Annotated in this window: 18 protein-coding genes and 1 tRNA gene; 11 read left to right on the top strand and 8 right to left on the bottom strand. The window is 36.1% G+C overall.

Annotated elements, in window-relative coordinates; all coding sequences use genetic code 11:
• Positions 1-108 precede the first annotated feature (108 nt).
• Positions 109-1,161, bottom strand: coding sequence for a ribosome small subunit-dependent GTPase A (gene rsgA, locus bsdcttw_RS19010; RefSeq protein ID WP_185256389.1), 1,053 nt, complete (start codon positions 1,159-1,161; stop codon positions 109-111).
• A gap of 601 nt (positions 1,162-1,762) precedes the next feature.
• On the opposite strand from rsgA, the gene bsdcttw_RS19005 reads away from it, so the two are divergent.
• Both bsdcttw_RS19005 and bsdcttw_RS19000 read left to right on the top strand, forming a co-directional pair.
• On the top strand, positions 1,763-2,065 hold the full coding sequence (locus bsdcttw_RS19005; RefSeq protein ID WP_185256388.1) for a DUF2089 family protein: 303 nt from the start codon (positions 1,763-1,765) through the stop codon (positions 2,063-2,065).
• The gene (locus bsdcttw_RS19000) at positions 2,065-2,451 is read left to right on the top strand and encodes a hypothetical protein (protein WP_185256387.1); all 387 of its coding nucleotides are present in this window, start codon (positions 2,065-2,067) and stop codon (positions 2,449-2,451) included. Before bsdcttw_RS19005 ends, bsdcttw_RS19000 begins: the two co-directional genes overlap by 1 nt.
• A 97-nt stretch (positions 2,452-2,548) precedes the next feature.
• Here the strand turns inward: bsdcttw_RS19000 and bsdcttw_RS18995 are convergent, their stop codons facing one another.
• On the bottom strand, positions 2,549-4,387 hold the full coding sequence (locus bsdcttw_RS18995) for an ABC transporter ATP-binding protein (RefSeq protein ID WP_185256386.1): 1,839 nt from the start codon (positions 4,385-4,387) through the stop codon (positions 2,549-2,551).
• On the bottom strand, positions 4,387-6,144 hold the full coding sequence (locus tag bsdcttw_RS18990) for an ABC transporter ATP-binding protein (RefSeq protein WP_185256385.1): 1,758 nt from the start codon (positions 6,142-6,144) through the stop codon (positions 4,387-4,389). The genes bsdcttw_RS18995 and bsdcttw_RS18990 overlap by 1 nt, the downstream gene beginning before the upstream one ends.
• A 497-nt stretch (positions 6,145-6,641) precedes the next feature.
• On the opposite strand from bsdcttw_RS18990, the gene bsdcttw_RS18985 reads away from it, so the two are divergent.
• From bsdcttw_RS18985 to bsdcttw_RS18975, 3 genes are all read left to right on the top strand, one after another.
• A complete protein-coding gene (locus bsdcttw_RS18985; RefSeq protein WP_185256384.1) occupies positions 6,642-7,532 on the top strand; it encodes an AraC family transcriptional regulator in 891 nt (296 codons plus the stop codon).
• Positions 7,533-7,552: 20 nt separating this feature from the next.
• Positions 7,553-8,320, top strand: a complete 768-nt coding sequence (locus bsdcttw_RS18980) for a nitroreductase family protein (RefSeq protein WP_185256383.1) — start codon at positions 7,553-7,555, stop codon at positions 8,318-8,320.
• Positions 8,321-8,451: 131 nt separating this feature from the next.
• Positions 8,452-8,523 (top strand) — tRNA-Gly (locus bsdcttw_RS18975).
• A gap of 107 nt (positions 8,524-8,630) precedes the next feature.
• On the opposite strand, the gene bsdcttw_RS18970 is transcribed toward bsdcttw_RS18975, so the two are convergent.
• Complete coding sequence (locus tag bsdcttw_RS18970; RefSeq protein WP_185256382.1) at positions 8,631-9,848, bottom strand: tyrosine-type recombinase/integrase; 1,218 nt, start codon at positions 9,846-9,848, stop codon at positions 8,631-8,633.
• A gap of 229 nt (positions 9,849-10,077) precedes the next feature.
• On the opposite strand from bsdcttw_RS18970, the gene bsdcttw_RS18965 reads away from it, so the two are divergent.
• Positions 10,078-10,683, top strand: a complete 606-nt coding sequence (locus bsdcttw_RS18965) for a helix-turn-helix domain-containing protein (RefSeq protein ID WP_185256381.1) — start codon at positions 10,078-10,080, stop codon at positions 10,681-10,683.
• 114 nt (positions 10,684-10,797) lie between these two features.
• On the opposite strand, the gene bsdcttw_RS18960 is transcribed toward bsdcttw_RS18965, so the two are convergent.
• Both bsdcttw_RS18960 and bsdcttw_RS18955 read right to left on the bottom strand, forming a co-directional pair.
• Positions 10,798-11,712, bottom strand: a complete 915-nt coding sequence (locus bsdcttw_RS18960; protein ID WP_185256380.1) for a hypothetical protein — start codon at positions 11,710-11,712, stop codon at positions 10,798-10,800.
• Between the two features lie 227 nt (positions 11,713-11,939).
• Positions 11,940-12,080 (bottom strand): hypothetical protein, encoded by a 141-nt coding sequence (locus bsdcttw_RS18955; protein ID WP_185256379.1) that lies wholly within the window; start codon positions 12,078-12,080, stop codon positions 11,940-11,942.
• Between the two features lie 325 nt (positions 12,081-12,405).
• Between bsdcttw_RS18955 and bsdcttw_RS18950 the strand changes: the two genes are divergently transcribed.
• The 3 genes from bsdcttw_RS18950 (at position 12,406) to bsdcttw_RS18940 (ending at position 14,727) form a co-directional block, all read left to right on the top strand.
• The gene (locus bsdcttw_RS18950) at positions 12,406-12,744 is read left to right on the top strand and encodes a hypothetical protein (protein WP_185256378.1); all 339 of its coding nucleotides are present in this window, start codon (positions 12,406-12,408) and stop codon (positions 12,742-12,744) included.
• A 137-nt stretch (positions 12,745-12,881) separates the two neighbouring features.
• Positions 12,882-14,045, top strand: coding sequence for a GmrSD restriction endonuclease domain-containing protein (locus bsdcttw_RS18945; RefSeq protein WP_185256377.1), 1,164 nt, complete (start codon positions 12,882-12,884; stop codon positions 14,043-14,045).
• 4 nt (positions 14,046-14,049) lie between these two features.
• On the top strand, positions 14,050-14,727 hold the full coding sequence (locus tag bsdcttw_RS18940; protein WP_185256376.1) for an MAE_28990/MAE_18760 family HEPN-like nuclease: 678 nt from the start codon (positions 14,050-14,052) through the stop codon (positions 14,725-14,727).
• 221 nt (positions 14,728-14,948) lie between these two features.
• Here bsdcttw_RS18940 and bsdcttw_RS24925 read toward each other — a convergent pair whose 3' ends face one another.
• Both bsdcttw_RS24925 and bsdcttw_RS18930 read right to left on the bottom strand, forming a co-directional pair.
• Positions 14,949-15,098, bottom strand: coding sequence for a hypothetical protein (locus tag bsdcttw_RS24925; RefSeq protein ID WP_207726433.1), 150 nt, complete (start codon positions 15,096-15,098; stop codon positions 14,949-14,951).
• Positions 15,099-15,244: 146 nt separating this feature from the next.
• Positions 15,245-15,496, bottom strand: a complete 252-nt coding sequence (locus bsdcttw_RS18930) for a hypothetical protein (RefSeq protein WP_185256374.1) — start codon at positions 15,494-15,496, stop codon at positions 15,245-15,247.
• Between the two features lie 148 nt (positions 15,497-15,644).
• On the opposite strand from bsdcttw_RS18930, the gene bsdcttw_RS18925 reads away from it, so the two are divergent.
• Together bsdcttw_RS18925 and bsdcttw_RS18915 are read left to right on the top strand one after the other, a co-directional pair.
• On the top strand, positions 15,645-16,214 hold the full coding sequence (locus bsdcttw_RS18925) for an HD domain-containing protein (RefSeq protein WP_185256373.1): 570 nt from the start codon (positions 15,645-15,647) through the stop codon (positions 16,212-16,214).
• A gap of 555 nt (positions 16,215-16,769) precedes the next feature.
• The gene (locus bsdcttw_RS18915; protein WP_185256371.1) at positions 16,770-17,684 is read left to right on the top strand and encodes a helix-turn-helix domain-containing protein; all 915 of its coding nucleotides are present in this window, start codon (positions 16,770-16,772) and stop codon (positions 17,682-17,684) included.
• Positions 17,685-17,715: the final 31 nt, after the last annotated feature.

Genomic DNA, 17,715 nt, shown 5'->3' with positions numbered 1-17,715 from the left:
TTCTGTTTAAGTGCCGTCATGGCATATAAAAGTGGGTAGATTGCTTCTTTTTAAGTTTAAACTTTTGTTCTAAAAGTGCGGATTATATATTGGATCCAATTTAGTTCGTTATTTTTTACCGGTTTTCAATCCGTTTTGCAGACGCCTTTCATAAAGCGCAGCTTTTTTAGCGGAATATCTGGCTTCTTTTTCAAGCTTTTGATAAGACTGATAACGGGATAGGCTGAGAGTGCCATCAGCAAGTGCCATTTTCACAGCACAGCCGGGTTCTGTTTTGTGATGACAGTCATGAAAGCGGCAGGAAGAAATCAACACTTCAATATCTGAAAAGACTTCGCTGACGCCTTCGTCTGCGGACCACAAGCCAAGTTCTCTCATGCCGGGGGTATCTATAATCAGCGCACCGCTTTCCAAGGCGAATAATTGGCGATAGGTAGTGGTATGATGTCCTTTGCTGTCATCCTCTCTTATATCATTCACCTTCATTAGTTCTTTGCCTGCAAGTGCATTCACCAAAGAAGATTTCCCGATACCGGAGGAACCCATAAAGACCAGGGTCTTACCTGGAATCAGGTAACGGTTTAGTAGCTCCAAGCCAAAACCGGTATAACAGCTGATAGCATGAACAGCAACACCGGGAGCTATTTCTTCGACTTGTGCCAGTTTTTCTTCATAATCAGCACAAAGGTCAGCTTTTGTTAGAATGATAATTGGGGTGCCACCGCTTTGCCAAGCAGCAGTAAGATATCTTTCCAGACGCCTTAAATTAAAATCATGATTGAGGGAGGTCATGACAAAAACATAGTCGAAATTGGATGCTACCATCTGTGCACTGGCACCGGATATTTTAGTGGGGAGAGAGGGGTTGGCTCTTGAAAAGGCAGAGTACCGTTCAAGCACCCGGTAAATCGTATCTTCCCCTTGATTATTAGCCTTGATTAAAACAAAATCGCCTACGGCAGGATAAGTTTTAAGTTCGTTATCCTGATAAAATACAGACCCTTTTAATTTTCCGTTGTTTTCACCGTGGGTGGAGAGTAGTTTATAGGATTCTTTTTGAATGGAAATTATTCTTGCAGGGATTAATCCCAGTTCTTTTTCTTTTTCGGTTATCTGCCTTTCAAAAAAGTCAGTATATCCGTAATTTTTTAAATTGATCATTTGATCTCCTTTCGAACATATCAGATGAAAATGCTGATAGTACAATGAATGAGTGTAAGCTGCCGGAGTAAATTTCTTCTGCGGCTGGTCCCGATAGGGCAGGAAAAGGTATCAGATGAACTAGATGGTGAAAGGTTGGAATGGTTTATTTAACCGGGCTTGTGTAGAGTGGCAGTATAATTCGATTATGCCGGTAATGGCAGGGGGCTTACCTTACAGCACCCGGCCAAACAGAATAAAAGACATAAAAAAAACACGCCGTCTGCGTGCTGGTTTTAATCATCTCACAAAAGGTTAAAAGTACAGAGAAGTTCTCAGGTCATTTCTCTGCTCATATACAGTTTTCTCGTCAAACACCATAAAGTTCAGTTTCATGATAGAACGTCTCCTTTCTTTTAAATAGAATGTAATAGGTTAAGCTTATTTACGAAATCAGTATAACTTAAGAAATAACAGCTGTAAAGGGAGAGAATGATTTAACTGGATTTTGCCTGAAATTTATTTGATAAAAATAGGAAGAAAAATATTGTAAAATATAAAATAAATATTGATTTTAATAAAATTAAAGATTATACTTAACATTATTAAAGGAGGTAATAATGTGGCAATCGAAATTGTTCCGGAATGGATGGTCAATCTAGAGGAAGAGGATGTATCTTTTATAAAAAAGTTTATTCAGGCTTCCGGCTCTCTAAAAGAAGTCGCCCAGCTTTATGGTGTGACCTATCCGACGGTTCGCCTTCGCCTGGATAGATTAATTCAAAAAATTCAAATAAGCGAAGAGAGTGCAAAAGAACCGTATATCGGCTTAATTAAAAGACTTGTTATTAATGAGAAGCTTGATTATGAAACTGCGAAGATCTTAATTACCGAGTATAAGAAATCAAAAGGGGGAAGTCAGTAATGGCAATATATTCACTTATAATTGGAGTCATTGTTTTTGTTGCTTTTATTAGTGGAATTATAATATTACAAATTTATCTTTCAAAAGGGAATAATAAATGGCTGGGATTAATCCTACCGGCAATGTTCTTTCTTATTTCTATTGTTGGAATTGTTAGTATGATATCCTACCAATCGAATCAAGTGCAAGCTGTCACAGAAAATGGTAAAGTAATTGAAAAGGTGACATCTTCCGTTGATGTAGGTTCTATCATTGTTACTATAATGGTAGGTTATCCTTTGTTAAATATTCCTACCGGGGTTTTACTGCTTATCTATGCTGTGTGTAGAGATAAGAAGAAAAAATTAAGTAATCTGGATAAGATGAGGGTACAAGATTTGGAATAGTCCTAAATGTAAGATGGGACTGCCATAAAATAAATCTCTGCGGATATTACGAGAAGATTTATTTTATGACAGTCCCTTTTTATGTTAAAGTTTTTTATTAAGCTCCTTGTGTTTGAAACTTTTGTTGATAATCCTGAGCATCCTCTGTCTGTTTGTTCAAGAAATCATACTGGGATACAAAGAGTTTATGATAATAACCTTCCAGCTCCATCAGCATATCGTGATTACCCATTTCAAGAATCTTACCGCTATCTACATACAGGATGCAATCAGAATTCTTAATGGTAGATAAGCGGTGGGCGATGATAAAGGAAGTTCTTCCTTTTAAAAGCCTTTGGAGACCTTCCTGAAGAAGTATCTCAGTTTCTGTATCAATACTGGAAGTAGCTTCATCCAATATCAGTATCTTAGGATCGGCAAGGAGTGCTCTGGCAAAGGAGATAAGCTGACGCTGTCCGGCTGAGAGACGGCTGCCTCTTTCATTTACCTCTGTGTCATAACCTTTCTCAAGACTCATGATAAAATCGTGGGCACAAACGGTTTTAGCAGCTTCAATTACCTGCTCGTTTGTGGCTTCCATATTGCCGTAGCGGATATTATCCATGATGGTTCCGGAGAAGATGAAACTATCCTGGAGCATAACCCCCATTTGCTTACGCAAAGATTTTATGGTAACTTCGTTGATATCAATGCCATCAATTAAAATCTGTCCCGAATCCAGGTTATAGAAGCGGCTGATAAGATTAATTATAGTGGTTTTTCCGGCACCGGTAGGTCCTACAATTGCAAAGGATTCTCCTTGGTGTGCAGTAAAGTTGATACGATTTAGAATCGGAATACCTTCTTCATAACTAAACACTACATCTTTGAATTCTACCGTTCCCTTAATCGGAGGCATTTCTACAGCACCTTCTTTATCCTTTACCAGTACCGGTTCATCGATGGTTTCAAAGATTCTCTCCAGATAAGAGATAGCGGTCAGTAGGGAATTATAAAAGCTTGCCAGAGTATTAACGGGAGCCCAGAACCTTCCGATGTAGCCGGTAAAGGCTATTAATACACCGACGGTGATACCCTTAGCTCCCCCTGCAATCCAACTGACACCCAGAATATAGATCGATGCCGTGGTTACCATTGATATATTATCAATAGCCGGCCACAAAAGGAAGTTGTATTTTACTGCCTTCATCCAGGCATCGCTGTATTTGCCGCTCAAGCTGTTGAAAATCTTAATGTTTTCTTCTTCTCTGACGAAGCTCTGAGTTACACGGATGCCGTTAATACTTTCTGCGATATAGGCATTTAAGTTGGATGACTTATTACTGGATATCTGCCAGGCAACTCTTTGTTTGGTTTTAATAAAGAAGATAACTGCCATTAATATCGGAAGTCCGAGAAGGCACACAAATGTTAAACGAATATTTATGGAGAGCATAAATATTACAATAAATACTAAGCTGAATAAGTCAGTTATGGTATTGATAATACCGTTGGAGAGCAGGTCACTTAAACTGTTTACATAATTTACTACTCTTACCTGAATCTTACCGTGAGGGCGGTCATCATAGTAGGAAAAGGGCAGCTCCTGCAAATGATTAAAGATATCACTTCGTATCTGGTGGATGATACCTTGACCTAGCTTGGTGGTTATATGAATCTTCAGACGCAGGATAACTACAATAATTAAGTTCAGCAGCATCAGGATTAAACTGATCGTAACGACACCTCGGATATCTTTGTTCGGTATGTAAACATCCAAAATCTTCTTCAGAATTAAGGGAGTAAACATACTAAGTGCACTGGATACAATCATTAAAAATATGGTAAAATACATTTCCTTACGATGAGGTTTTATATAGGAGTACAAACGTTTTAGCTGGTCAAAACTAAATTCGCTTTGGAGGGTCTCATCAATATCATATTTATTACGTGCCATTAGCAAACCACCTCCTTTAAGTTTCCGTTAATATATTGGTCAAATTCGCCGTACTGATGGTTAAATACTGTGTAATAGTAGCCTTGCTTTTTCGTAAGGGATTCATGGTTACCGGATTCAATGATTCTGCCGTTGTCCAGTACCAGAATCAAATCTGCATCCTTAATAGATGAGATACGGTGAGCAATGATAAATACAGTCTTGTCGGAAAGAGAACCTAGCTGCTCTTGTATCTGGGTTTCGGTCTCCATATCCACTGCGGAGGTAGTATCATCAAGAATGACAATGGAAGGATTTTTAAGGAGTGCTCTGGCCAGGGAAATACGCTGCTTCTGTCCGCCGGAGAGGCCCATCCCGCGCTCACCGACAATGGTATCATAACCATCCGGCATGGCTGTAATGAAGTCATGGGCATTGGCTAACTTAGCGGCTTCGATTACTTCCTCCAAGCTGCAGTTTGGATTGCCATAGGCTATATTCCCTTCAATCGTGTCGGAGAAAAGAAATACATCCTGCATTGCCATACCGATATTACTTCTAAGCTGGTATAAGTCCATATCCTTTAGATTAATACCATCAATTTTAATTTCTCCGTCTGTTACGTCATAGAACCGGCAAAGCAGATTCATAAGAGTGGACTTTCCGGAACCGGTAGCACCGATTATACCGACTGTCTGGCCGGGATTAACCTTAAAATTAATATCCGTTAAGATGACATCATCATCTGCGCGGTAATTAACATGTTTGAATTCCAGGTCACCTTGGAAGCGCTTGGTTTTTACAGCTTTTTCAGGAGTCTTAATTCCCGGTTCTTCTTTTACGGTAGCATATATCTTTTCTGCGGAGGTTACAAAACGCTGATAATCATTTGCCAGCCATCCGGCCATTCTTAAGGGGTTATTAAGCATCCAGAGGTAACCGCTTACGGTAACCATCTTACCTATGGTTATGTAGCCCTTGATTACCATGATGCCGCCGGCCAGGTAAAGAATAACGGTAAGGAAATTGGCTAAGAACTCGAAGATGGGAACATACTTCTTCCAGATAGCAGCAGCAGCTAATTCCGAGTCTCGATAGCCATCATTTTCGCGGTTGAACTTTTCGATTTCATAATCCTCTTTTGCAAAAGCCTTTACTACACGATTGCCGCTGACATTCTCCTGTACGAAGGTATTTAAGCTGGAAAAGCGCTGACGGATATTGTGGAAGGCTGTTTTAACAGAGGTTAATTGTTTGCGGGTTAACAACGCGGTAATGGGTACAACCGCAATCATGCAAAGTGCAAGGCGGAAATCAACAGTAAAGATCATGACCAGTGCTATAATAAACAAAAGAGCATTTTCATAAACGGAGTAAATAACAAATGCTACGAAATGCCTTATGGCATCCATATCTCCGGTTTGCCTGGACATTAAATCACCGGTGCGGTTTTTGTTATAAAAGTTGAAATCTTCCTGTAAAAAACGACGGTATACATAATCCCGCATGCTATAGAGCATGTTCTGGGAGGTAGTTTCAAAGATTACCAGGAAGCGGTATTTTATCAGGGAACGAAAAACGGTAGTGCCGATTAGGAGAAGTACCAGGTTAGGTAGAATTCCCCGGTTGCCGCCTTTAATGACATCATCTACAATAATACCAGATATGTATGGATTAACGATGGTCAAAAGGCAGGAGATAGTTACCAGGAACAAAGCTGTTATTAGCCGAAAACGGTATTTTTTCAGGAATGAAAAAACCCATTGCAATGCTGTCATAATATTTGCCTCCACTCTTATGCTGTCTTATATCTGTTCTTAGATTTGTATGAAAGACAGCTTTTTGTTTTAAGATTCTGTTCCATTATAGTATTCACGTGTGAAATTGAAATGTCATTTGTTATGATAATAATGTCACATGTTATAATGGGAAGAGAATACGACAAATTATGCTTGATATGTTAATAAGTGGAGAAGCTGTTTGAAAACCATGGGAATATATTACATTTCAGCGGCGCCTATTCATTTCAGAAACAGAAAAAAACCAGAAAAAAGGTTTTTTAATTTTCGAAATGATGATATAATGAAAGAGATGCGATAGGAAAATTAAATTAAAAAATGAAAAATATTTTTACATAGAGGCTAGTTTTGGAAAATGCAACCTGTTTTTCAAATTTCTATATTAGCGACATCGTAAAGACTATAGATAGTCTGCTGCGGGCTTGCAAATGTACAGGAATTAGGGAAAGGAAATATGCAAAAAAAGGAGGGGTTCTATGTGCCAGCACCAATTTGATATAACCTATTGTGACCTAAATCCAGCAATCATGTTTGTCAGTAAGCAGAAGATGGTAAGAGAAGGTGTTTACCATGATCATGATTTTACTGAATTAACATATATATTATCCGGTAAGGGAAAGTATATGGTGGAAGGAATTGTATATGATGTAGAAGCCGGAGATGTTATAATGTGTAATCCCGGTGTAAAGCACCAGAATATCGTGGTGAATCCAAAAGAACCCACAGTAGAATTTTTTGCGGGATTTACCGGATTTCAGTTTAAGAACATGCCGCCTAACTCGGTAGTATTTAAGGATGGTGGGCATATTCTCCATACAAAATCAGAAACCAAACAGGATATCTCAAGGCACTGCTATGAGATGATTTCAGAGAATGAAAGCTGCAAGGCCGGAAAATACTTTATGTTAAAGGCACATATGATACAAATACTGCTCTTTATTATGCGGGATATTACAGATATGGAAATCAACCAGAAGGGCTGTAATTTCGAATCCTATAATAAGAGCTATGCAGTAAAGAAAATCATCAATTATCTGAATGAGAATTACGACAGTAAGATATCACTGGATCAGATAGCACATAATATGTACTTAAGCCCTGTTTATATATCCAAGATATTCAAGGAGGAGACAGGGGAGTCACCCATCAATTACCTGATAAAGATAAGGCTTGAAAAAGCAAGAGATATTCTGATATCCTCTGAAGGAGAGAGCATCAAGAGCATTGCCAACCGGGTAGGTTATGAGGATGTTTACCACTTCAGTAAACTGTTTAAGAAATATTACGGAATATCGCCTCTGTATTATAAGAGATATGCTTTACAAGAAGCGAAAGGTGAAACGGAAGAGATGAGTTACCCGAATTAGGGCATCAAAGGGAGTCTGCCATGAATCTATATGAAGCAATATTTGTTAGAAAGTCTGTAAGAAAATACAGCATGGATAAAATAGACCAGAATGTAATTGACCATATCATGAATTTTGCCGACAGCATACCAATGCTTTTTGACGATATCAAGATAAAACTTGAATTGGTACAGCTGGCAGACCTTAAGCATTTTCAGTCTGGAATTCTGACTGTCAAGGCACCGTATTATCTGGTCTTATATTCCACAAAAGAATCAGGTTATCTCATCAATGCAGGAAATATCATGGAACAGATCGTTCTGTATATTACGGCAAGAGGTCTTGGAACCTGTTATATTGCAAATCTGAATTTAAAAGATAAAGTTGTAGAAGAAAAAGAATATGAGCAAGTAATTGCCATTGCCTTCGGAGAAGGGGAGAATGAGGTATACAGGCAGAGTGATAAAGCAAAGAGACTGCCGGTAAAGAGTATTGCGGTATTCAAAGAAGAAGCAGATAAGAATATTCGCGCCATTGTATCAGCTGTCAGACTGGCACCCTCCGGTATGAACGGTCAGCCCTGGAGACTTGTAGTCTATAACAACCGCATCCATTTGTTCTCAAAGAAGAGTGGAATCATTAAAAGTATAGTAAAAGAAACACGATTGATTGACATGGGAATCTGCCTGGCGCATCTTTTAATCGCAGCAGAAGAGATGTGGCTGGAAGGCAAAGCTGTGACCTTAAGCAATATCAGCAGCCAGAACTTTAAAAAGAATGACTATGTCATAAGTGTTAAGCTGTCTTAATTTAATATAATAAATATATTAAATAAAAAATTTATTAAATTACTATTGACATGAAGTCCTTTCTATAGTATACTACTGTATGTGTTCAGGGCGATAAAGTAAAGCAAAGAACACATACAATAGTAACAAATGCGCGAGTGGCTCAGTGGTGGAGTATCGCCTTGCCAAGGCGAGGGTCGCGGGTTCGAATCCCGTCTCGCGCTCTTCTAAAAATGGTCTCAAATCCTTATAAATCAAGGATTTGAGATTTTTTATTGCACTGAAATCTTGTGTGCAGGATGTGTGCAAGGTTTTTTGACGCTATTTCTGGTTATAATGCCTTGTTCATGTAGGACCGGTTCTGCTCTACCTTATGGTAGTTGTAGATGTAACCTTTGGTAGTCTCGATGTCCTCATGCCCCATATACACACTGATTTCCGCTAAAGGCATGCCCGCTGCAAACAGCCTGCTTGCAAAGGTCCGGCGGATGCAGTGACTGCTTTTAAAAGAGATTCCTGCATCCCTGCAGTATTTCGCTAACCAATAATTAAAGCTTCTACTCGTCATTCTTTGTCCATTACTTTGCGTGAACAAATACTCATAGCCTTCAGAAAGCTTTTGAACCTCTTCTAAAATCTTTTGAGCCTTTACAGTCAGGGGAATCGTACGATAACCAGATAAGATATCATGTTTCACGTATTCCGCTATCTTATAGCCTTTACGGATATATTTACCGTCTACTCTCTCCTCATCCACAATCTCCATCTTATGAATATAAACTTCATTATCGAGCATATCATCCTTTGTCAGTACTACCAGTTCTCCAACTCGGGTACCTATTTGAAAGTCCATTAGGATGGCATAGGCTTCAATAGTTTCTTGCTGATAGAGAAAATCTTCGAGGCTTTCCATCTCATTTTCAAGATAAAGCTTGGAACCATCCTTTTTCTTCTGGATAGAGCGGAATTTCGCTTCTGTGCGTGCGTTCAGCAAAGGATTGATTGTTAATATGTCCATATCCATTGCAAGCTTGAATACAGCATTAAGAATGGTTTTCATATTGTTCATTTCTTTTCTTGAAAGCTTGAATGTGGTAATGGCATCATCCAGAAATTCGTTCAACATCTTGGTGGTTATCTTTTTTACGGGAATGGTGACAAGCTTGTTACCGGCGTAATACTTCAGCCAGTGCTCATCGTCTCTCTTTACTGTCTTAATGTCGATGTTTCCATCGGAAGCCTGCTTCCCTCTCTTTTCTATCCAGTCCTCATACAAATCACTGATAGTATACTCCCTCTTACGGTCAGCATAAAAATCATAAAGCTTACTAATCAGTTCTTCGTAGGTTGTCCCGGATATCTGCTGTCTTTCTTCTTCCTCTTTTCTTACAGTGGTTATGATGCGCCCGTCCTTCCTGGTGCTGATGGAATACGGATGGCGCTCTTTTACAAAGGTTTCTTTAGTCATATTTATTTTCATCGCGACTTCTGTTGCATCCAAGATACCACAATCATACGCTTCCTGCAAGATTGTTAATGCATCAAGCATAATTATGTGACCTCCTGATAATTACTTTTAACACTTTATTTTATATTTCATAGAACAATATGACAGGTAGATTTAAAAACAAGAACTTTTATCCAAGATTACTCGATTAAAAAGAATACCATTGGATATAACTCTCTATATAAACTTATGTAGACAATCATGTCTATCGAAAGTACATGAAAATTAAGTTATAATTCATTTATTAATAAAATTTGCAGGAGAATAAAGCATGAACAATTTAGGAGATATTTTAGTATATTTAAGAAAATTAAAACAAGTTACTCAATCCGAGGTAGCTGAAGCTTTAGGAATGACAGTGCGAAGTATATCTCGATATGAAACAAATAAATCAGGGCCTAATTTTGCCATTTTAAAATCTCTCATGGAATATTACGGTTTTGGCACATTAAGTTTATTTGAAAGCACTACTCAGGATATTTTAAGTCTGAAACATGGATTGTTAGGTACTTTTGAAGCTGAATTGTTAAATGATTACAATAGATGCCAAAACAATAAACCATTACCCGGATATGATTATTTCTGGATTAATAAATATGGAAATTTAATCGGTGGTCAAACAAGATTTGTTGATTTTTGTAGTGACGATAGAAATAAAGAAATAAGGACATTAAGATTAGTTCCTCCTATTGAATCTATCAAGAGGTGTGAAAGTATATATAAGAAGAAGCCTGTGGTTATAAATAAAAGAATGGATGTACTAATATTTGAATTGTTTGGAGGAGAGGCAATAGTTAGAACTGACATTTGTAATGAATATATGAGTGAATATATGGTTGATTTTATTAGTGAAAATAAAGATAATATTTTTCAATAACATGAAGTATACAAATAATCTTATAGAAAAAGCCCTTTATGTGGCTTTTTTGCTGTACAGTATTGTTAACTTCTAGGATTGGAAAATCGCCCGCAGGATCTGCGGGCGTACGATTCATCTTAAATAATGTTCTGCAATTATATTGATGCGGTTATGTCCAAGAAACTGACTTGCAATCAACATAGCACGCTTATCATAGCAAACACCTTTTAAGTCACACCGGCAATGGTAACGTTCACTCTTTTGTATCTTCTCAAGCGGTCTTGCAAACAAATTGTAGAGCTCCGTACAATAATCGCTACGAAAGGAATGAACATCCATATCAGGAACGTATGACCACACTTTGCTGGTTCCTGCTTCCATCATACGTTTTACCACTGCATCAACATTGGATACGATGAGAGCCTCACGGTATTTGCCGCCCTTTGCCCCTTTGGTGACGGCTATGTAATACAACCCATTCTTCATCATTAACTGCGTTCCCGTTAAGCATTTTAGCTCCCTCTTACGCAATCCAGTTGCTTTACAGAATTCTATAAACTCCTTGTTCTTTGTTGCAGAGAAATTCTTATCTCTTTTTGCCGTTTTTCTGCTTTTTGTTATACTCTCCCTATGACGCACACCGGTTTTAATAAAATCCTCTGTAGTACAGTCATAAACTTTAGCCAAAGCACACGCTTCTAGCTTCTGCGTATAGGGTGAAAGAGTAAGCCTTGTCGTCAGCCATTCGTCTACATATTGCATGCATTCACTCAGTGTCCTGCAGCCATAGTGTTCTTTGCACCATTTGGCAAAATAGCAGGCATGCTTCAGATAGTCTTTGAAGGTATTCCATGTATAGATTTTATGCATGGTTATACTCTCATCATAGGCTAGCTTTTCCTTGGAACCGGTTTTCTTTTTTTTCTTTCGTTTTAACTTGTCAGCCATCTTATCATCATTTCTTGACTGACCAATGGCCAACTTTGATTTCAGTTTCATCTCTACTTGATGAACCAGTGATTCATGTTTTTCTCTGTTTCGAGCCATACTTACCTCTTTCTATGCAGGCAACTGCACTTGATTGAATTTGTACTTTAGGCACAAATTTTCCAAACGAAAGGTATTAACCTTTCGCCTTAACCACCATTGTTTAAATTGTATTTGTTAAAGCTGAGCACGCGCCAATTTATTAAAATCACAGGCACCTAGTGATTATTACTCCTACAGATACAGTCAAAGGGTATCCAGCCTAACCATTATTAACGGAGTGGTTTTTAATGGTCTACAATCTTCAAATTAGTGGTTTGTCGGTAATATCTCGATACAGAATGTTTTGAGTCAAGGGAACCTCGTTCCTTCTTCTTTTCTTCGTACAGACAGCCGGTTACCGGCAATAAGGTTTTATCAGATAACAAGTATCACCTCATAAAAGCAAATGTTTTTTTCCTGTTTAGATTTTTGTTTATACTTAATTAAACGTTTAGTTTGTTATTTTCAACTCCTTTCATCATAAATGTAAACATAATATGCCATAATCGAAATTGCGATATCGAAAAAAATGACATGATTAACCGTTTACTCGAAGATAGCACGAGTAACCGTTATCATGGCAAATATAAAAGGTGTACGCTTTGGGTAATGTGTAGAAGATACACATTGATGCCGATTGACTTCCTATATTTAGAAATGTATAATTAGGTAAATTGCATTTCTATCTATAAATAATCGAGGGTTGGCAAAATGGAATCTGCATTTTATGGATACTACTTTATTTCAACAGACTGCTTATCAAATAAATGGAAAACATACGAAATTGAACGGTTTTTATTAGCTTATGGTGGCTTTGAACAGGAAGGTAATGGTAGCTTTAAACATAAATCAGTTTTTTGCACCATTCATCTTATGAATGTAAAGAGCTATACTTCTTGGAATAGTAATGATTATAATAACGTTGAGACGAACTATATAAATATATTGACTTCCAAAAAACCGCCAAAAGAAATAAAGAACTTTTTTGGAAAGCTCGAAATTTTTCTTGGTTGGCATATACGCGAAGAGATAGATGATATTATATATTAATTAATAGATGTTGAGCGGAGCTAACTCCTACTCCAACTTTATTAAACAATAATACATTTACAAAATATGTTGGTTTTTAAAAAATAATAGGATATAATATACAGTAATGAAAATAGATAAATTAAGGGGTGTTAAAGATGGATTTAAGTTTAGAAGATAAGATAAGTTTATTAGAACAAGAAATCACAGATGAACGTGCGAGACTTTCTTCAGATAGAATGGATATTTCATTTGGAGAAATCATTAATTTATATCGTTCGTCTGAGTTAATTATCAGACCAGAATACCAGAGATTATTTAGATGGTCCAATAGTCAAAAAACTGGCCTTATTGAATCAATACTGTTAGGTATACCGGTACCTCCCATTTTTGTTGCTGAAGATGAGAATGGAGTATGGGAATTAGTAGACGGTTTACAGAGAATATCTACGATTATTAGTTTTTTTGGAGAATTAAAAGCAGACATATCATCGATAGAAAGTGATAAGTGTGAAAGTAATACTGATTCGACTGAAATTGAGGAAGAAGATAGTGACAAAATAATAACAGCTAATTATTGGAAGTTAGAAAGTGGCTCTCTTATTCAAGAATTAGATGGATTTGATATTAATACTTTACCTAAAAAATATGTGATTAACTTAAAAAGAGCAGTATGTCGTGTTGAAATCTTAAGAGGTGAAAGCAACACTGCTATGAAGTATGAATTATTCAAAAGGCTTAATTCAGGAGGCTCTAAGTTAACGCCGCAAGAAATAAGAAATGCTATATATAGAGGAATAAATCCTACTATCAATGAACTTCTTGAAGAATTAATCAACAATCAGAATTTTAAATTATTGACTGGGTTAAGTAATCAAAAGAAACAGGAGTTGTACGACCAGGAACTTATTCTTAGATTTATTGCATTTTATGGTAATATAGAAGAAATCAATTTGAATACCGAATTATACTTAGATACCTTTATGGAAACATCTGTAAAAAACGCTGAATTTCCAGTAGAATTCTACAAAAATTTATTTAATAGAGTTATGGAGGTTTTAGGACGCTTAAAAGATGCTACTATTTTTAGAAGTAATAGAAATCTATTTGTACCCGCATTATTTGAAGGTATTACTTTGGGTATAGCACAAGAAATAGATTATTATAGTAGTAATTTAGAGAAGATATCAGAGAAGATTTCAATACTAAAAGAAAGTCCAGAGTTCCGAAGATTTTCTGGCTCATCATCAAATAGTAAGAATAGAATAAAAAACAGGCTATCAATTGCATGTAAAATCTTTGAAATAGCTAAAGAGGGATAGCATAATGATTGATTTTGAAAAAGAACATTTAGCAATGATAGAGCAGAAAGAAAATGTTATTTTTGAGATAGAGCGTGTACTATTTACACAAAGATATAAGATTTCAAAGAAGCATTTAGATATCTTTACTGTGCAATCTATTGCAATGCTATATGCTATTTGGGAAGGATATATTCAACAGTCATTCCAATTGTACATTAAATATATTAACTCTCTAAATCTGGATTTCAATGATTTTAATGATAATATTGTTGTATTTCATATGGATAATTGCTTTAAGCAATTTCATTCATATCCATCAAAGAATTTGGGTAAAATAAATTTTTACGCTAAGTTAGCTAATCACTATAGTGAAAAAAAACATAATATTTATTCTTCTGTAAATACAGAAAGTAATGTTAGTTATGATGTAATGAATAAATTACTTTCTCAGTTTGGATTAGAATTATTTCCAGAACGTTGGGAACGATATAATTATCCTGCCCCGTCTCTTAAAGAAAAGATGAATACTTTTTTACGATATAGAAATGGTGTTGCACATGGTGGAGATATTGAGTCAGAAGAAAAAGTAACTAATGAAATATTTAGTGAATACAAAAATTTAGTAAAAGATTTAATGTATGAAATACATAACAAATTCATGAGTGCAATAGATAATAAATCATATTTACATCCAAGTTGATTTTTGAACATTACTGAAATAATTACAATTATTTTGAGAAAGTTATAATATTTTTGTGTGCAAGAATGTGTGCAGATAAATAACAGAAGCCGCAAACCTCCTATTTATCAGTATTTTTGTGTGCGGGGATTTGTTCGAATCCCGTCTCGCGCTTCTTCTTTAAAAGTCTTGTAACCCTTATATTTGCTTGGGTTACGAGATTTTTTTTGTTCTAAATGGTATTACTTTATCTGTTGAATATTGTTGAACGTCTTATCATCCATTTTTAATCTGATATTATCTACTTCTTCTTCCATACGGATTTTTGTGTAATATGCTTGATTCGTTTCAACAGAATGCCCTAATAAAGAGGCTCGTTCTCTTACGTCCAAATTTAACACACCAATAAAATAGTTACTGTTTAATGTCATTCGAAATGCATGATTATTGGTAATATTAAATCCCAACGCACTATATGTTCTTCTTAAGTGGTCTGTAATAGCACGCAATGTAGAGTTAAGATATGGCGCGTCTAATTTTATACATCTTTCTCCTGTGCAGAATTAACTTCCTTCGAAACCTTGCTTTCTTCTTGTCTTTTGCATTTTTTACACAGATGTTCGTGGCGTTCCCAAAAAGTCTCTGTCTCTAAGAGTTTACAATTCTCTCGTGCAGCTTCCGACTCTGTAAGTTGCTGTTCTAAATAATCTTTTTGAAATAGCAAAATTCTGTTTGCTTCTTTTAATTTATAAATTTCATCCTGTAATTCGTCAATGTTGTTAAATCTCATAGTGGTTGCCCCCTTTAAATTTTATACTAATAATATGATACATTTCGGAACTCAATATCTAAACATTGATGAATAAATAACATAATGTTATAATAAGGTAATAAATGTATAATTAGGAAGACAAATCCAATATTGATGAAGGAGAAAAATGTTACCAGATAGAGAAAAAGCATTATTTTTATTAAATGAGGCATATGAAAGAAATCCTGGTCCTTGGAAGGACCATTCCATAGTTGTTGCAAAATGCGCATATGTAATTAGTAAGCAATGTGATGATATGGACGAAGAGAAAGCATATATAATTGGACTTTTACATGATATTGGTCGCAGGGAGGGTATAACAAACCTTTCTCATGTTATTGATGGATACCATTATTTAATGGCACTTGGATATGATGAAGCTGCCAGAATTTGTATTACACATTCTTTTGCTATAAAAGATATTAATACTTATATTGGTAATAAAGATGTTTCGGATGTAGATTTGAAGGAAATATGCGACTTGATAGATGGGTATGAGTATGATGATTATGATACTTTGATACAATTATGTGATAGTATAGCTCTTCCAGATAAACCGGTAAAAATAGAAATGCGAATGAACGATGTAAAGCAAAGATATGGATATTATCCGTCAAATAAATGGAATAAACACATTGAAATAAAACACTATTTTGAGAATAAGTCAGGGTTAGATATTGATTTCTTGGAAATCTAACATTAACGTAAACTGTTGAATTCTTGTTGAATACTATTAGGTGAGGTTGCGGAAGCCTCTCCTTTCCTAGCTTTCTTGGAAGCGGGGTTCCTTCGAATCCCGTCTCGCGCTTACGAAATTCCTTGATTTTCAAGGGGTTTTTTGTTGCACTGATATATGTGCACCGTATGAGCACTATTATTTCTTGTTCTTTCTATCACTCTTTTTCAGAGCCTTATTCATAACATCTAAGTTCTCTTGTTCCGTATTGGTATTGTAAATATAACCGAGGGTGGTATTTTTAAGCGCTACGCTTTCACCTATTCGAACACCAAACTGGAAATAAGTTGAATGCATAATGCTTCTATTGTACTTTCCTCTTCAAGATGGAGTTTATTAATTTTATTCAGTATGATATTATATTACTCGAATTTGACAAACAGGAATTATTTGCCGTTATTACAACTATAGGCTATTGCAAATTTATAATATATGAAGTCAAGAATACCGCTGGAATAATTGATATAATTATTATGTTGCCGGCAGCAACTTGATACTACTGGGAGGTGAATGCATATGAACAGTGATATGTTGGAAAATGTATTAGCTTATATAGATGAGCACATTTATGAAAAAATAAATTTATGTGTTTTAGCTAAATTGGCAGGTTATAGTCCGTTCTATTTCAGCAAACTATTTTCTGATGCAATGGGAATGCCAGTTACTGGTTATATTCGGATTCGCAAATTACAATACGCGATTGTTTCATTGCTGGAAGGGCGTAAGGTTCTCGACGTCGCAATATTATATGCATTTGACTCCCACGAAGGATTTACACGTGCCTTTACACAACTCTTTGGTTCAACGCCAAGTACTGTTAGGAAGTATCTCACTTCGTATGCGGTTCCTGTGTATGTTGTACCAAAAACCATTAACAGGAGGGTTAATATGGAAGCAATAAGCTCATTACAGCACAATATGCACCAACTTGTATTCGAATTTCTTGAACAATCAATTGAAGAAGCTAAGTCTGGATTCTGCACTAACATAGAAATTACACTTTTGCCTAATTGCAGAATAAGGATTAGTGATAATGGAAGAGGTTTACCATTGTCCAAAGATTTACATGCAAGTAAAGTTGTATTGGATAAAATATTGGCTGGTAACCCAATAACAAATGCAGAATATAGCCAAATGGGCGACCTTATACAATCAGGCTTACAGACTGTTAATTCATTATGTGAGACCTTGCAAATCATTGTAAAAAGGGATGGGAACACTTTTCAACAAGACTATGTTCGCGGTATTGCCCAGCACGAACTTTATATTAACAATTTGGAAGGTTCATCGGGTACAGAGATTATTTTGAAATCAGATACATCAATATTTGGGAATGAAGATTTTTCTTTAGAGATTCTGAACGATTGGGTAAAGCAGAAGATAAGAGACATTGACAGCATTAAAATTGATGTGAAAAGTGCTAATGGATGATAAGTGACATAAATAAAATATGATATACAAG

This window comes from Anaerocolumna chitinilytica, from assembly GCF_014218355.1.
GTDB classification, from domain to species: domain Bacteria; phylum Bacillota; class Clostridia; order Lachnospirales; family Lachnospiraceae; genus Anaerocolumna; species Anaerocolumna chitinilytica.
The sequence above is the reverse complement of the archived record's forward strand: the minus strand, read 5'-3'. Positions and strand labels throughout refer to the sequence as shown.

Coding starts and splice junctions, on each gene's coding strand:
- bsdcttw_RS18995 (WP_185256386.1), bottom strand. CDS start 4,387: ATGGCACGTAATAAATATGATATTGATGAGACCCTCCAAAGCGAATTT.
- rsgA (WP_185256389.1), bottom strand. CDS start 1,161: ATGATCAATTTAAAAAATTACGGATATACTGACTTTTTTGAAAGGCAG.
- bsdcttw_RS19000 (WP_185256387.1), top strand. CDS start 2,065: ATGGCAATATATTCACTTATAATTGGAGTCATTGTTTTTGTTGCTTTT.
- bsdcttw_RS18915 (WP_185256371.1), top strand. CDS start 16,770: ATGAACAGTGATATGTTGGAAAATGTATTAGCTTATATAGATGAGCAC.
- bsdcttw_RS18950 (WP_185256378.1), top strand. CDS start 12,406: ATGGAATCTGCATTTTATGGATACTACTTTATTTCAACAGACTGCTTA.
- bsdcttw_RS18985 (WP_185256384.1), top strand. CDS start 6,642: ATGTGCCAGCACCAATTTGATATAACCTATTGTGACCTAAATCCAGCA.
- bsdcttw_RS18970 (WP_185256382.1), bottom strand. CDS start 9,848: ATGCTTGATGCATTAACAATCTTGCAGGAAGCGTATGATTGTGGTATC.
- bsdcttw_RS18990 (WP_185256385.1), bottom strand. CDS start 6,144: ATGACAGCATTGCAATGGGTTTTTTCATTCCTGAAAAAATACCGTTTT.
- bsdcttw_RS18960 (WP_185256380.1), bottom strand. CDS start 11,712: ATGGCTCGAAACAGAGAAAAACATGAATCACTGGTTCATCAAGTAGAG.
- bsdcttw_RS18940 (WP_185256376.1), top strand. CDS start 14,050: ATGATTGATTTTGAAAAAGAACATTTAGCAATGATAGAGCAGAAAGAA.
- bsdcttw_RS18980 (WP_185256383.1), top strand. CDS start 7,553: ATGAATCTATATGAAGCAATATTTGTTAGAAAGTCTGTAAGAAAATAC.
- bsdcttw_RS18965 (WP_185256381.1), top strand. CDS start 10,078: ATGAACAATTTAGGAGATATTTTAGTATATTTAAGAAAATTAAAACAA.
- bsdcttw_RS18925 (WP_185256373.1), top strand. CDS start 15,645: ATGTTACCAGATAGAGAAAAAGCATTATTTTTATTAAATGAGGCATAT.
- bsdcttw_RS18945 (WP_185256377.1), top strand. CDS start 12,882: ATGGATTTAAGTTTAGAAGATAAGATAAGTTTATTAGAACAAGAAATC.
- bsdcttw_RS18930 (WP_185256374.1), bottom strand. CDS start 15,496: ATGAGATTTAACAACATTGACGAATTACAGGATGAAATTTATAAATTA.